We start from the raw sequence: 15,182 nt of genomic DNA on the forward strand, positions 1-15,182 counted from the left end.
GCTTTTTAGTATCCATAATCGTTTACTAATTGACCATTGCTACCATCGATAAAAATTTGCCAAATAGGCCAAAACTGTCTAGTATCAGGGTCTACGCCTGGTTTATAAATAAATTCGATGAAATTATCTTCAATCAAGGTCCAGTCTTTAGAAGAATATTCAGGACCTGGATTGTCCGTTTCATTTCTATTAAGACCATAAACCTCTAAAGTTTCTCCATCCTCTTCATATTTATAATATAAGGTTGTAGGAACATCGGCATACTCTCCCGTACGATTTACTAAGTTGGTCATTTTTGCTTTAGCCTCTTCCAATTGTTCCCCTAGAAGGTTCCAACGAATTAAGGCTTGTTTGCGTTCCATTTCACCAGTAAATTCATATTGATGTTCTTTCACAATCGCATTAAACATCGCTTCTTGGCTTCCTAAATTATCAACGTAACTGTCCACTTTTTCAGCGTGAAGCTCAGATGGAAATGCACGCATTCTAATTTCTTTTAAATACGGTGCAGCAGCGCCAGGACCATTAAGCTCATTGGCAGCTTCGGCGGCAATTAATAAAACTTCTGCAAAGCGCATGTATATTTTATTAAGACCATCATCATTTGTGGAAGTCACATATCTGTCCATCCATTCATAACGATACTTTCCAAAATACCAGGAATCCATACTTGTTAACTCTTGTTGCGAAAACGCTTGCTCATTAGGTGAGGCATATTCGTAAGGAACACAGGTTACATCTCGGCGTGTATCATCTTCGTCGTAATCATAAAAAACGGTTGCCAATGGGCCGGCAGCGCCTCCTCTAGCTTGACCCGTATGCTGATCAACTCCTCTATGACGTACTCCAAAAGAAAAAAGCACACGACCTCTACCAGCACTAAAAGGAATTTCCCATAAAGATTCACCTCCCGCTGCTATATTTTCTTGATTATAACTTCTCCAAAACCCTTCAAAAGAAGGCGCTAATTGTGTTGTACCACTTTGAATGACATCGGTAGCTTCTTGAAGCGCCAAGGTGTACATGTTTTGAACTGATAAATCAGGATCATTACTTCTTCTAACACCATCAGGGTATTGTTGGTACCCACTAGCGATCATAGCCAAACGTGCTCTGAAAGATTTTACGAATGCTTTGTTAACGCGTTCTACAGAAGTTGTGTTGGCTGTTTCGTTAGGCCATGCCACTAATGTGCTGGCCTCGGCTAGATCTTCCAAAAGTTTTTTGTAAATCACATCACGACTTGTTTTAGGCAAATATTGTGTTTCTGAAGTAATTGGTTCAAAGCGATAAGGGACATCTCCCCAAGCTTTCATTAGGTCGGCATAATAGATAGCTCTTAATGTTATTGCTTCGCCTAACAATTGGCCCATGTCACTACCGGGAACAGGATCACCAAATTCTCTTAAACCGTTAATACAAATATTGGCACGTTCAATTCCTCTATACATCATCACCCAGGCATTGTTGTCTGTATTCATTTGGGTATTTGTCGAAGACGCATCATAGATCATCAAGGGAGCCTGTGAGCTTCCGCTTTGATTGGAACTGTAATGATACTCGGTGTCTGTATTAAATCCATAAAAGGGAATAAATCTACCTCTGTAGGAGTTGGTTTGCCCCATAGGCTCCAAAATACCGTCCACGGCTCCTCTTGCTAATCCGTAAGTTGAAAAAATTATAGATTCTTCCAAAGTGGACTGAGCTGGAGCTTCTAGGAAGTCTTCATCAAATTCATCGCAACCAAAACATAAGCCCATGAGCAAAATTCCGGTTAATATATATATCTGTTTCATCTTAATAATCATTTTAATTAAAAGTTTAGGTTAAAACCAAATACTAGTTGTCTACTTCTTGGGTATGGAGAATAATCCACTCCAGGTGTTAGAGGTGTTCTTCTTCTAGTTGAAACCTCTGGATCAAGTCCTGAGTAATTGGTAAGAAGAAATACATTGTTAGCTGTAGCATAAAACCTTAATTTGGTGATTCCGGTCGCTTCCAATAAATCATTTGGTATGGTATAGCCTAAAGTTAAGGTATTTAATCGTAAAAAAGAACCGTCTTCTACTGCCCAATCCGTAAACATATATCTTGGCATGTATGGGGACCACAAGGTTGTGTTGGCATTAAGTGCCGCTAATGCATCTGGATCGGTTACCAATTGTCCTGAAGCAGGGTCTAGATTGGTCCATCTTGTACCATCAGCCATTTCGGAGCTTAAATTTCTATACTGCCCATTTTCATTGGAAGTTGTAAACTCAATTTTGTTAGCGTTATAAACGTCGTTCCCTATGCTATAGTTGAATGCCGCCGTTAAGTCGAAACCATAGGCATAGGCATTTAGTACAAAACCTCCCGTTAAGTCTGGATTGACATCTCCTATAATGCCTATATCATCTTGATTAACTATGCCATCACCATTGGTGTCTTTTAATTTCATAGATCCTGGTTGAACTTCTCCTCCTAATGCCTCTGCACTATTAACAACCCCATCCAATAAGGTGTATTCTCCCGTAGTTTCATCATAACTAAAATCGGATACTTCATATCTTCCATCGTTTTGATAGCCAATCATGGTTCCAATAGATTCACCTACATAAACGGCATAGTCGTTACCTATTTGAGATGAAGCCCAGTTGGTGTTGGTGCCAAAGTTATCCGTGATTCCCAATGAGTTGATTTTGTTTTTGTTCATGGACATGTTTAAGGAAAGGTTCAATCCATAGTTTTCCTTTTGAATAGCAGCAATATTTAGGGAGGCTTCGAAACCAGTATTTTGTACCTCTCCCATATTTCTATATTGGGCATCATAACCAGTACCTGGCGTTGGGAACCTTATTAATAGATCTTCCGTAATGTTTTTGTATAATTCAAAAGACCCGCTTAAAGCGCCTTTGAAAAACCCGAAATCAAGACCAAAGTTTTGAGATATTGTGGTTTCCCATTTTAAACCCGGGTTAGGCATAATGTTAGAAGCTGCCCAATACGAATTTATATCATTTAAATACGATGTGTTGGAAGATAAGAAGACTCTAGAAGTTTGTGCTGTAGGAATACTGTTGTTTCCAACTTGACCATAACTTAATCTTAATTTTAATAAGTCTACCCAAGAAGAATCGCTTAAAAAGGCTTCTTCAGAAATTTTCCAACCCAATGCCGCAGAAGGGAAGTAGCCCCAACGGTTGTCTCCTAGGAATTTACTGGATCCATCCATACGATAGGTAGCTGTTAATAAATAACGATTTTTGAAGTCGTAGTTCACACGTCCAAAGAAGGAGAGTAATTTATCTTCTGGGCTGTAAAAATTATCTACCGAAAAAGGATCTCCTTGCGTTGTTAAATTAAGAGAGGTTTGAAAATCAAAATCTTTTGGGAAACCGTGAATTTCTGTTTCTACCAAGTGGTTTTTGTAAACAATCATTTCTTCCCCTAGCATTAACTTTAGGTTGTGATTTTCGTTATCGGCAAAAATAAAGTCGTAGTTAAGGGTGTTGGCATTTCTAAAGGTTTCTCTTTTGCGGTCGCGCATCCTTAAGGCCGGCATTTCTTGATTTTCAACTTCGGGTCTGTTTCTAGAGTAATAGGTAGATCTTCCGTAGAAACGGTAATCTAAATCATATCTTTTGTTAAAACCTACTTCTGTTCTGTAATTAAGTTGCTCTAGTATATCCCAGCTAAAGCTACCTACCATATTAAGGTTTTCGTTTAGTTTTCTTTGTTGGTTATCGTCTACAGCAACAAAAGGATTCACCAAATAATTAGACAAGGCTTCATCTGTATTGGTGGTTGTAATTCCAGGTAATGGAATTGGAGAATACCCAACACTATGTCTTAGACGGGCATCTGCCGAAGAGACTTCATTTTGCTCATTGGCACCACCACCATTTACTTCAGTGTCGGCATAACGAACGGTAAAGGATAAATCAACTTTGTCGTTTGGCTTGCTTTTTAAAGCAAGGGATACGTTATTTCTTTTAAAATCAGAACCAACCATAATGGCTTTTTCATCAAACAAGGCGTAGTTGAAGTTATAGTTGATTTTGTCACTTCCTCCTCTAATGGCTAGATCACGACTTTGTACCTCACCTTTTCGTCCATAAATTTGTCTTTGCCAATCATTGCCTTCCATACCTATATATTGGTCGTAATCATCATAGGAACCAAAATATTCTTCATACGTTTCAGGTTGCTCATCCAAAAGGGCATACTCGTATTGCCATTTCACATAATCTTCAGGGCTTAATACGTCAATCGTTTTGGCTATTTCCTTAAAGCCATAAAACATATTGTAATTTACGGAAATTTTACCTGGTTGTCCACTTTTTGTGGTGATGATTACTACTCCATTAGCACCTCTAGAACCGTATATGGCGGTTGAGGAAGCATCTTTTAAAACAGTAATGCTTTCAATGTTAGAAGGAGAAATGTCGTTCAAGCTTGGAGCAGGGAAGCCGTCTACGATAAGTAGCGGGGAGCTGTCTCCTGTAATAGAACCGGCACCACGTACCCTAATGTTTATTTCAGAGTCGGGTGAACCTTCAGTGGAAACTACCTGAACCCCGGCAAGTCTACCAGTTAGGGTTTCTGCTACACTAGCTATTGGTTGCGCAGCTAAGTCATCTCCATCAATGGCCACTACGGACCCAGTTAAATCAGATTTTTTAGATGTACCGTATCCAATAATAACAACTTCATCAAGTGATTCCAAGTTTGGTTCGAGGGTAACATTAATAGTGGTTTGTCCTGCCACTGGTATTTCTTGGGTGGTAAACCCGGTATAAGAAAACACCAAAACAGCATTACTGTCTTCAATTTGTAGCGTGTAATTTCCGTCAAAATCGGTTGTTGTTCCGTTCGCTTTGCCTTTAACCAGAATATTGGCGCCAACTAAGGGACCTCCCAGTTCACCATCTGTCACAGTTCCTTTAACGGTTATACTTTGAGCGTTCAAAGCTGCCGCACTAAAAACAAAGGTGAACAATAGGATTATCGAGTGAAACTTTAATGGATAAAGTCCCTTTGTTTTTCTCCTAAGAGAGTGTAAAAACAAAGCATCAATTAAATTGTTGTGCATAAAATGAGTTAGTTTAGAATATTAATATCATATGTAATCGATTACCCAAAGTTATCATATATTTTGAAAAATACAATTTTTTGTTAATTTTTTTTAAAGATTATGAATTAAAGAGCCTCGAAATATCGATGTGGTAATCTATATATGAAGTGTGTTTTAAGAAGTGGTTTTTGGGGTTAAATATGAATTAGAACTATTTTATCTGTATAAGTGATATTTTATAAGTACCTAATCGGTTTTTGGTTGGGATTGGTTAGGGTAATTTTGACAGGGATTGGAGGAGTAATCGATTGTAAATTCAACAGAGAGCAATGTCTGTTATTAATAACAACGGTTTGTTGAAAATAGGAGGAAAGTGGAAATTATATTTTTTATTTGGGCTCTTAGCTAGTAATTGAAACCTGAAAGGGGGGTATGATTGAGGAGTGTGAAACTTTTTTTCATGGAAACTAAAATGTATAGTTGACATTTTTTTATCACTCAGCAAATTTAATTAGAAGTAAAGGTGGTTGTGACACAAGAAATAAGTAGTTCCTTTTTTCTGTTTGTGTTTTCAGAATTCAGTGGAGGTTATAATTAGTCTAGCCTTTTTTTAATGAGGATTTCCTAATCATTAATTCTGGGCTTAGTACGACCTTCTTTTCAACTTTTACATTATTGGTGTTGTTCACTTGCTCCAAAAATACTTGGGCAGTTATTTTTCCCATTTCCAATGGCGATTGGTCAACAGAAGTAATAGGAAGTTCCATGAATTTTGTAAAAGGTTCATTACTAAAGCCTATTACGGCACAATCTTCAGGGATTTTTATCCCTTGTGATGTCATTTCTTGGATTGCTCCCAAAATAACGGGGTCACTTGATGAGAAAATGCCATCTGGCTGAGGATTGAGCTTCATTAACTTTTTGGCAGCCTTTTTACCTTCCTCAACTTTACTTCGTACCAATTCCACATAGTTTTCATCATATTCAAAACCATTATCGAGCAATGCCTGCTTGTATCCTGAAAAACGTTCGTCATATATCTCAATGCTCAGGTCACCGCCTATGTGAGCAATATGTTGACAGCCTTGGTCTATAAGGTGCTTGGTCGCATTGTAAGCCGCTTCGTAGTCATTGATGGTTACCGAGCTTACTCCCGGAATGTTCTTCTTGCGGTCAAAGAAAATCAACGGCACATTCTTTTGAATGATTTTATGAATGATATGATTTTCGTCAAGGGCAACATTGGATGCAGAAATCATAATACCATCCACTTGAGCGTTTAATAGGGCTTCCAAATTTTTGGCTTCCAGGTCTTGATCATTGTGGGTTTGACAAATGATGACATGGTAGCCATGTGGGTGTAATTCCTCCTCAATACCACGAATAACGGTGGAGAAGAAATTGCGGTCAATTCTAGGAACAATTACCCCTACGTTATTGCTTTTACCGCTTTTAAGGGCTACGGCCAATTTATTGGGCTCGTAGTTCATTTTTTGCGCAGTTTTTAGTACCAGCTCCCGTGTGGCTTTGCTAATCTTTGGGTTGTTGTTAAGGGCTCTGGATACCGTAGCAGCTGTAATGTCCAGCTTTTTGGCAATGTCGTAGATAGTTGTTTTTTTGTTCATTAAAAGTAACGTTACATAATGATTGTGCAAACATAAGCAAAAGCATTGGACTTGTGCGTATTGTAATGTTATCGATTACCTAAGGGTTTTGAAATTGGATAATTTGATGTGAATTTTTACAATTTATAAAAAAATTAGCCTAAAAATAGATAATTAAAAAAAAATGGATCTATTATTTGCTACTAATATAATATTTTTTTGAAAAAAATTTGGTTGCTCATGACATTTTAATTAGGTTTGGGTAATCGATTGCATTTGTGAATAGAAATTTAAGAAATCTGAAATGAACAATATATTAAAAGCACATCTATCTAAGCTTAGTTTTAGTAATCTCGTAATGTTTGTGTTTGTGATGATAGTGTGCTTTTTTTCATGTGGTGAAAAAAAGCAACAAACTGTAAGTAGCACCCCGGAAGGTAGTCCATGGACTGCAATGCAAAAGATTGTTGCCGAGGTAAAAGCGCCTAGTTTTCCGGAGGCTACATTTAATATTTTGGAGTATGGGGCTGTGGCAGATGGAACTGCAGATAATACGGAGGCTTTTAGGAAAGCTATTATGGAATGTTCTCAAAAGGGCGGAGGGAAAGTTGTAGTGCCTTCAGGACAATATTTGACGGGGCCTATTCATTTGGAGGATAATGTCAATCTGCACTTGGAAGCTGGTGCCGAAATTTTGTTCAGCACGAATCCTAAAGATTATCCGTTGGTGCATACTTCTTACGAAGGGATTGAATTGATGAATTATTCCCCTTTAATTTATGCTTATCAAAAAAAGAATATTGCCATTACAGGTGAAGGAACTCTAAATGGACAGGCTTCCAACGACAATTGGTGGCCATGGTGTAAAAAGGAGGAGTATGGTTGGAAAGAAGGGATGGCTTCCCAGCGTGATAGTTTGAATTTACCTAGATTGATGGAAATGGGAGAAACGGGAGTTCCTGTTGCCGAACGTGTTTTTGGTGAAGGGCACTATTTGCGTCCAACGTTTTTAGAGCCTTTTGAGTGTAGCAATGTGCTTATTCAGGGAGTGAAAATTGTCAATGCGCCTTTTTGGGTGATTCACCCGATAAAGTCTAATGACGTCATTGTAGATGGAGTAACGGTGGAAAGTCACGGGCCTAACAATGATGGTTGCGATCCTGAATATTCTAAAAATGTCATCATCAAAAACTGTGTATTCAATACCGGGGATGACTGCATTGCTATTAAGGCAGGAAGAGATGCTGAAGGACGTAGGGTTGCCATTAAAAGTGAAAATATTGTGGTGCAAAACTGTAAAATGATTGACGGACATGGAGGTGTCGTAATTGGTAGCGAAATGTCGGCAGGAGTTTCCAATGTATATGTGGAAAACTGTAGCATGGATAGTCCACATTTGGATCGTGCTATTCGCATTAAAACCAATTCCAGAAGAGGTGGTGTGGTAGATGGTGTCTATGTTAGAAATGTAGAAGTTGGTCAAGTTAAAGAAGCCGTTTTAAGAGTGAATCTGTTTTATGCAACCTATGCCAATCAAACAGGGGAATTTATACCAACGGTAAAAAATATTTACTTAGAAAATATGACGGTTAAGAATGGCGGGAAATTTGGCATTTTGGCCAAAGGGTTTCCAGAGTCTCCAGTGCAAAATGTTACATTGAAAGATGTCGTTATAGAGCAAGTGGATTCGGTTTATTCTTTAGAAAATGTGGAAAATATAAAGTTTATCAATACGCACATCAATGGGGAGCTTATCAAGAACTAAATGCCTTAAGATGAGCGAAAAGAAGTAGTGTTAAAAAAATACGGAAGGAGTTTCTATGGGATATTTAAATCATTTAGAAATAAAAGATTTCAATGGTCATTTAGTATCGGTTGTCCCTAAAATCCAGCCTGTCAATAGTATTGTAATTGCATTGTTTGTTAGAGGTTAAATTAGATGCAATTAGAGTGTTTGCATATTTGAATTAGTTGGATAGGAGCTTGATATAGAATTATCAAGCTCCTGTTGTTTGCAAGAAGTAACCTGAAAGTAGTCATGAAAATAGTGTTTAAAATTGTATTTGTGTTGTTTTCAATGGGGAATGCCATGGCGCAGTATACGGTACCTTTAGATACTAGTTACACCTCTCAAAGTGCCTTTTTAAAGGCTCAAAAAAAATATCCAGCTGTTGAATTAGTGACCTTGAAAGAGAGATCTAAAGTTAACGAGCAAAGAGATATTGTTTATAAGATTATTGAAGGGCGGGCGCTACATTTGGATGCGTTTTCAAAGTCACAAAAAACAATTAAGCCGGCAATTATTTTAGTCCATGGTGGTGGATGGAAATCTGGTAATAGAACTATGTTGCAACCATTGGCGCAACAATTGGCAGAAAAAGGGTGGGTTTCCTTTACCGTTGAATATCGATTGTCGCTAGAAGCGCAATTCCCGGAAGGCATCAAAGATGTCAAGTCGGCTGTGAAATATGTAAGGAAAAATGCAGAGGACTTTGGAGTGGATGCGTCCAAAATGGCTGTTTTGGGTTGCTCTTCAGGAGCTCAAATGGCCTCGCTAATTGCAGCTACTAATGGAAATTCTGAATTTGATGATGTAGATTATCTGCCGGAAATCTCTTCCAATGTTGAAGCGCTGATTAATATTGATGGAATTTTGGCGTTTCATCATCCTATATCTGAGGAAGGTACTTTAGCTTCGGAATGGTTGGGAGGCACTTACCAAGAGCGTCCCGAAATTTGGCATCAGGCTTCGGCACTTTCACACGTAAGTAGAAACACAACGCCTTCACTATTTATCAAAAGTGACTTTGACAGATTTCAAGCAGGAAGAGAAGAGTTTGTTGCTGTTTTAAAGCAAAATAATATATATTATGAAGTGAAATCCATACACAATGCACCGCATACCTTTTGGTTGTTTCAGCCTTGGTTTGATGAGGTTTTGGAATGTGTGGATCAATTTTTAAAAACCGTATTTTCCAACAATTAAAACTAAATTATTATGAGAAGAATTAGCGCCATACTCCTTTTGATGATGTTCTTTGGGGTGTCCTGTAAAGATAAATCAGCTCCAAAAGAAGCAGAAGCAACTCAAGAAACCGAAGTGGTAAAAGAGGTAGTTGAAACTCCTAAAACCTATGCAGAGATTTCCATTGCAGAAGGAGGGGAGTGGATAGATGGTCCTAGAGATCATAAGGAATATAGTGGCGGAACGTCATTTAAAAATGTAACATCCTTAAAAGTTCCTGAACAACATACGGATCATTCTTGGTATATCCGTTATGAAGGTCCAGGTTGGGAAAGTAGTAAAGTGGGTTACAGACTGTATCTGGATTGGAGAAATGCCATTGACATTTTTGGAAAGGTAACCGATGAGATGGTCTTGTCTCAAGTGGGGCAGGATGGCTTTGATTCGTACCATGAATTGCAGTCTTGGGGAATGGACATCTTAAAGGCCGGGAAATCTATGGGAATAGGTTCTTTGGGGAGATATGATGGTACGGAAGTGCTGCACTTCAATGAGGTGGATTCTACGTTTGCCAATGTTGAGAATATGGCAAACATGTCTGTGGTGAATGTAGATTATTTTGGATGGAAAACCATGGATGATAAAATCGATTTAAAATCGCAATTGAGCATTCAGCCTGATAGTAGAATGACTAAACATACTATGACGCCTTCAAAAGCGATTTCAGGAATTTGTACCGGTATTGTAAAATTTGATGGCATTGATTTGATCCAGAAGGAAAGCGATACTTCAGATTGGGCCTACATTGCTACTTATGGAGAGCAAAGCTTAGTGCCAGATAATTTGGGGATGGCTGTATTTTATAAAAAGTCAACAGTGGAACAAGTTGTAGAAGGACCTCATGATCATTTGGTAGTGTTTAAACCAACAACAGAAGCAGTATCCTTTTACTTCTTAGGTGCTTGGGAAAAAGAAAAAGATGGCATTACTACAAAAGAAGGTTTCTTGACTTATTTAGATGGGCTTTTGTCGGAATTAAATAACAATACCTTGTAATGAAAAGAGGTGCCCAAATGTTTCTTTTTGGATGGCTTTTTGTAGGAGTCCAAATGCTTTGTGCACAAGAAGCATCATTCACTATTGAGGATTGTGTTAATACCTTTTCAAAAGACCAAACAGTGTCTACCAAGGTGGGTTATCAATATTGGTTTGTAGATAAGGATTTCCTAGACGGAAGGACCATTAAAATGAGTGTGGTGGCACCAGGAAAATCAACCCATGCGCCTCATAAACATGTCGAAGATGAATTCTTTTATGTTCTGGAAGGGACAGCCAGATTTCATTTAGATGGAAAGGAAGTAGTGGTAGGTGCCAATACCAGTTTGTATTGTCCGTCAAACAGCATGCACGGTATTAGTAATGCCGGAGAAACCGAATTGAAATATTTGGTGATTAAAAAATATGAGAAATAACAAATGAAAAAGTATGTAAAATCAGTTCTTGTTCTCGCCGTTTTAATGGGGGCAATGAGCTGTAAAGAAAATAAAAAGGAGGTTGTAACTGCAGAAGAACCTCAAAAAGAAATGACAATTCCAAAGAATTTAAAATGGTCTGAGCGTATGGCCTTGTCCGAAATTGTGCGTTTTCCAGATCCTACTACGCTTGATTTTCGTGATAAGCCAAGATGGAGCTATACCAACGGATTGGTGTTGCAGGCCATGTCTAGGGTTTATGAGCAAAATCATGATGAACGCTTGTTTGATTACATCTACGATTATGCCAACCGGATGATTGCTGAAGATGGAACGATTGATACCTATAAGCTTAGTAATTATAATTTGGATATGATTAAATCTGGAGATGCCGTGTATTATTTGTACAATAAAAAGCAGGAACCCAGATTTAAAATGGCCATGGACACCCTTCATAAGCAATTGGAGGGGCAGCCTACGACTTCAGAGGGAGGCTATTGGCATAAAAAGATCTATCCGTACCAAATGTGGTTGGACGGAGTTTTTATGGCAGAGCCTTTTCATGCCAAGTATACCACAACATTTATGGATGGTGCCGAGGCAGCAAAAACTTTTGACAAAATCGTGCTTCAATTTGATTTAATTGAAAAGTACAATAGAGATCCTAAAACAGGACTATACTATCATGGTTGGGATGAAAGCAAAGAGCAAAAGTGGGCCGACAAGGAAACTGGTCTGTCCCAAAACTTTTGGTCCCGCGGTATGGGCTGGTATGGCATGGCTTTAGTGGATGTATTGGATTATTTGCCAGAAACCCACCCGGGAAGAGAGCGAATTATCAACTACCTAAACCAATACGCCGAGGCTATTGTGAAATATCAAGACAAGAGCGGTACTTGGTATCAAGTATTGGACATGCCTGAAAGAGAAGGAAATTATTTGGAGGCTACAGGTAGTTGCATGTTCACCTATGCCTTGGCTAAAGGTGTTAACAAGGGCTATTTGCCAAAATCATATGTAACCTATGCTCAAAAAGGGTTTCAGGGTGTTTTGGACACCTTTGTGAGTGTGGAAACCGATGGCATGGTAAATCTTAATAAGTGTTGTGCCGTAGCAGGTTTGGGAGGAAATCCTTATCGTGACGGTACTTTTGAATACTACATCGGAGAAAAAATTAGAGCTAATGATCCTAAGGGAACCGGACCTTTTATCATGGCTGCTTTGGAGTTGAATCAATAATCAAAAAGCTTTCCTCAAATTTATGAAACTAGCAATTAGTTTATTTTTATCCTGCTTATACTTGGGTCTTTCTGCACAAAATTCCACACCATTATCTCAGGTTTGGGTAGCGGACAATGGTGATGGAACCTATAAAAACCCAATCCTTCATGCCGATTATTCCGACCCTGATGTTGTAAGGGTGGGTGACGATTATTATATGACCTCCTCATCGTTTAATTGTTTGCCTGGCTTACCCATTTTACATTCCAAGGATTTAGTGAATTGGGAATTGATCAATTATGCATTGCCAAAACAGCCACCTTATGAGGTGTTTGATAAGCCACAACATGGAAATGGGGTTTGGGCGCCCTGCATTCGATATCATGATGGTGAATTTTACATTTACTATCCCGATCCGGATTATGGTATTTACATGGTGAAGACTAAAGATCCTAAAGCTAACTGGTCTGAGCCTATTTTGGTAAAAGGCGGAAAAGGTTTGATTGATCCAACACCTCTTTGGGACGATGATGGCCAAGTCTATTTAGCCTATGCATTTGCAGGAAGTAGAGCAGGGATTAAAAGTCTACTGGTAATTTGTACCATGAACGTCGAAGGCACAATCGCCAATGATGATGAGGTCATGATTATAGACGGACATGAGGAAGAACCAACAATAGAAGGACCTAAATTTTACAAACACAATGGCTATTACTATATTTTTGCACCTGCAGGTGGAGTGGCAACTGGGTGGCAAACTGTGCTGAGGTCTAAGCAAATTTATGGGCCTTATGAAAAGCGCAAGGTAATGGATCAAGGAAAGACTTCCATTAATGGGCCTCATCAAGGAGCTTGGGTGCAAACGCAAACAGGAGAAGATTGGTTCATACATTTTCAGGATAAAGGCACTTATGGTAGAATTGTTCATTTGCAGCCTATGAAATGGGTTGATGGATGGCCTGTTATTGGCGAAGATAAGGATGGTGATGGTATTGGAGTTCCTGTGGCTTCTTATAAAAAACCAAATGTAGGAGCGACTTATTCCAAAGTAACACCTCCAGATTCTGATGAGTTTAATGATCCATCTTTAGGATTGCAATGGCAGTGGCATGCCAACCCAAAAGTGTATTGGGGGTTTCCAACAAGTATGGGACATTACACCATGTATTGCATGCCCAAAGGAGAAGCTCAGAACTTAATGGATGTTCCCAATTTATTGCTGCAAAAGTTTCCTTCGGAAGAATTTACGGCAACCACCAAAATGACTTTCAATGCTCGTTTTGATGGTGAGCAAGTTGGGTTTTTGATCATGGGATTGGATTATAGTTATCTTAAGGTGGAGCAACAATCAGGTAAATTAAGGTTGTCTCAGGTAACTTGTATGGATGCCGATAAAAAAGGAGTTGAAAAGGAAAACGCTTCAGTACCATTAAAAAATAATACCTTCTATCTTCAGGTGAAGGTTGGAAAAAATGGTATTTGTGAATTCTTCTATAGTGAAAATGGGAAGAAATTTAAATCGATAGGAACTTCTTTTAAATCTAGAGAAGGGAAATGGATAGGAAGCAAAATAGGCTTTTTGGCATTGCGCGATGGTGTTATAAACGATGCAGGTAGTGTGGATATTGATTGGATTAGATTTACCGAATAATGAATAAATCAACGGCAATATTGATGTTATCGTTGTTCTTAGGGTGTAGTTGCTTGTTGTTTCAAGGCTGCAAGTTAGAGTCATCTACCGAACTTCCTTTTTCCGTGAAATCGGATTTATTTGATTCTTTGCAAGTGGCTGATTTGGGTTTGAAGACACCTAATGGAATTGAAACTTTTTCAGTATTTAAACCGTCCGATAGTACCGACCATTTTAGTAACGGTGCTGTTATGACAGCTTTTAATGGCTACTTGTATTGTCAATGGCAAAGCTCCAAGCAAGATGAAGATTCAGAAGATACATGGGTGGCTTACAGTAGAAGTAAGGATGGTCGTTCTTGGTCTAAGCCAATGGTATTAGCGGAGACACAACCCAAGGGCTATAGCACCTCTGGGGGATGGTGGAGAAATGGGGATACTTTGGTAGCCTATTTCAATGTTTGGCCATCAAAATTAGTACCCGAAGGAGGCTTTGCCTATTATAAAACGAGTGTGGACGGCATGCATTGGTCTGATAAAAAGCCAGTATTAATGAAAGATGGTTCTCCTATGCAAGGGGTATTCGAACAAGACCCACGAAGTTTGGAGAATGGACGGATTGTTAATGCGGCTCATTTTCAACCTGGATTACATGTTGCTCCCATTTTTACGGATGATCCTTCGGGGATAAGAGGTTGGACTAGGGCCGATTTTTCAAATAGCTCCTCCAAAAATGAAGTATCTCGTGAAATCGAACCAAGTTGTTTTAGTCAAAACGATCAGACGTTGGTGATGGTTTTTAGAGATCAGTTCAGTTCGTTTTTTTCCATGGCATCTGTAAGTCATGACCTTGGTGAAACATGGACGAGTCCAATGTTAACCGAAATGCCAGATTCGCGCTCCAAACAAAGTGCCGGTAATTTGCCAGATGGTACAGTGTATTTGGTAAATAATCCTGTACATTCAAAAACGCGGATGCCTTTGGCAATTACTTTAAGCGAAGATGGAAAGTTTTTTGATAGGTCATTTGTGCTTAGAACAGGAGGGGAAGGTATTCAACCCTTGCGTTACCAAGGAAAATATAAACGATTGGGATATCATTATCCCAAGTCGATGGTGCATGATGGATATTTGTATGTTTCCTATACCACGAATAAGGAAGATGTAGAATTTACTAGGATTCCATTAGACAGTTTGAAAGATTAATTAAAAGGAAGACTAGTCTTCAGTTTTGA

General features: G+C 38.7%; 10 protein-coding genes. 7 read left to right on the top strand and 3 right to left on the bottom strand.

Going from position 1 to position 15,182, the window contains the following annotated elements:
- Window positions 1–5 precede the first annotated feature (5 nt).
- The 3 genes from RBH95_RS01570 to RBH95_RS01580 all read right to left on the bottom strand — a co-directional run bounded on the left by RBH95_RS01570 (window position 6) and on the right by RBH95_RS01580 (window position 6,681).
- Window positions 6–1,796, bottom strand: a complete 1,791-nt coding sequence (locus RBH95_RS01570; protein ID WP_307900987.1) for a RagB/SusD family nutrient uptake outer membrane protein — start codon at window positions 1,794–1,796, stop codon at window positions 6–8.
- Window positions 1,797–1,813: 17 nt separating this feature from the next.
- On the bottom strand, window positions 1,814–5,074 hold the full coding sequence (locus RBH95_RS01575; RefSeq protein ID WP_307900988.1) for a TonB-dependent receptor: 3,261 nt from the start codon (window positions 5,072–5,074) through the stop codon (window positions 1,814–1,816).
- A gap of 581 nt (window positions 5,075–5,655) precedes the next feature.
- Window positions 5,656–6,681, bottom strand: coding sequence for a LacI family DNA-binding transcriptional regulator (locus RBH95_RS01580; RefSeq protein WP_307900989.1), 1,026 nt, complete (start codon window positions 6,679–6,681; stop codon window positions 5,656–5,658).
- Window positions 6,682–6,964: 283 nt separating this feature from the next.
- Between RBH95_RS01580 and RBH95_RS01585 the strand changes: the two genes are divergently transcribed.
- The 7 genes from RBH95_RS01585 (at window position 6,965) to RBH95_RS01615 (ending at window position 15,153) form a co-directional block, all read left to right on the top strand.
- Window positions 6,965–8,425 carry a glycoside hydrolase family 28 protein gene (locus RBH95_RS01585; RefSeq protein ID WP_307900990.1) on the top strand — a complete coding sequence of 487 codons (1,461 nt, stop codon included), beginning with the start codon at window positions 6,965–6,967 and terminating at the stop codon, window positions 8,423–8,425.
- Window positions 8,426–8,698: 273 nt separating this feature from the next.
- Complete coding sequence (locus tag RBH95_RS01590; protein ID WP_307900991.1) at window positions 8,699–9,646, top strand: alpha/beta hydrolase; 948 nt, start codon at window positions 8,699–8,701, stop codon at window positions 9,644–9,646.
- A gap of 12 nt (window positions 9,647–9,658) precedes the next feature.
- Complete coding sequence (locus RBH95_RS01595; RefSeq protein ID WP_307900992.1) at window positions 9,659–10,681, top strand: DUF4861 family protein; 1,023 nt, start codon at window positions 9,659–9,661, stop codon at window positions 10,679–10,681.
- Window positions 10,681–11,097 (top strand): cupin domain-containing protein, encoded by a 417-nt coding sequence (locus RBH95_RS01600; RefSeq protein WP_307900993.1) that lies wholly within the window; start codon window positions 10,681–10,683, stop codon window positions 11,095–11,097. The genes RBH95_RS01595 and RBH95_RS01600 overlap by 1 nt, the downstream gene beginning before the upstream one ends.
- Before the next feature lie 3 nt (window positions 11,098–11,100).
- Window positions 11,101–12,336 carry a glycoside hydrolase family 105 protein gene (locus RBH95_RS01605; RefSeq protein WP_307900994.1) on the top strand — a complete coding sequence of 412 codons (1,236 nt, stop codon included), beginning with the start codon at window positions 11,101–11,103 and terminating at the stop codon, window positions 12,334–12,336.
- 22 nt (window positions 12,337–12,358) lie between these two features.
- Complete coding sequence (locus RBH95_RS01610) at window positions 12,359–13,969, top strand: glycoside hydrolase 43 family protein (protein WP_307900995.1); 1,611 nt, start codon at window positions 12,359–12,361, stop codon at window positions 13,967–13,969.
- Window positions 13,969–15,153 (top strand): sialidase family protein, encoded by a 1,185-nt coding sequence (locus RBH95_RS01615; protein ID WP_307900996.1) that lies wholly within the window; start codon window positions 13,969–13,971, stop codon window positions 15,151–15,153. The genes RBH95_RS01610 and RBH95_RS01615 overlap by 1 nt, the downstream gene beginning before the upstream one ends.
- Window positions 15,154–15,182: the final 29 nt, after the last annotated feature.

This window comes from Mangrovimonas sp. YM274 (assembly GCF_030908385.1).
Taxonomy (GTDB): domain Bacteria; phylum Bacteroidota; class Bacteroidia; order Flavobacteriales; family Flavobacteriaceae; genus Mangrovimonas_A.

Excerpts from the sequence above, each read along its gene's own strand:
- RBH95_RS01570 (WP_307900987.1), bottom strand. The coding sequence starts at position 1,796 with ATGAAACAGATATATATATTAACCGGAATTTTGCTCATGGGCTTATGT.
- RBH95_RS01575 (WP_307900988.1), bottom strand. The coding sequence starts at position 5,074 with ATGCACAACAATTTAATTGATGCTTTGTTTTTACACTCTCTTAGGAGA.
- RBH95_RS01580 (WP_307900989.1), bottom strand. The coding sequence starts at position 6,681 with ATGAACAAAAAAACAACTATCTACGACATTGCCAAAAAGCTGGACATT.
- RBH95_RS01585 (WP_307900990.1), top strand. The coding sequence starts at position 6,965 with ATGAACAATATATTAAAAGCACATCTATCTAAGCTTAGTTTTAGTAAT.
- RBH95_RS01590 (WP_307900991.1), top strand. The coding sequence starts at position 8,699 with ATGAAAATAGTGTTTAAAATTGTATTTGTGTTGTTTTCAATGGGGAAT.
- RBH95_RS01595 (WP_307900992.1), top strand. The coding sequence starts at position 9,659 with ATGAGAAGAATTAGCGCCATACTCCTTTTGATGATGTTCTTTGGGGTG.
- RBH95_RS01600 (WP_307900993.1), top strand. The coding sequence starts at position 10,681 with ATGAAAAGAGGTGCCCAAATGTTTCTTTTTGGATGGCTTTTTGTAGGA.
- RBH95_RS01605 (WP_307900994.1), top strand. The coding sequence starts at position 11,101 with ATGAAAAAGTATGTAAAATCAGTTCTTGTTCTCGCCGTTTTAATGGGG.
- RBH95_RS01610 (WP_307900995.1), top strand. The coding sequence starts at position 12,359 with ATGAAACTAGCAATTAGTTTATTTTTATCCTGCTTATACTTGGGTCTT.
- RBH95_RS01615 (WP_307900996.1), top strand. The coding sequence starts at position 13,969 with ATGAATAAATCAACGGCAATATTGATGTTATCGTTGTTCTTAGGGTGT.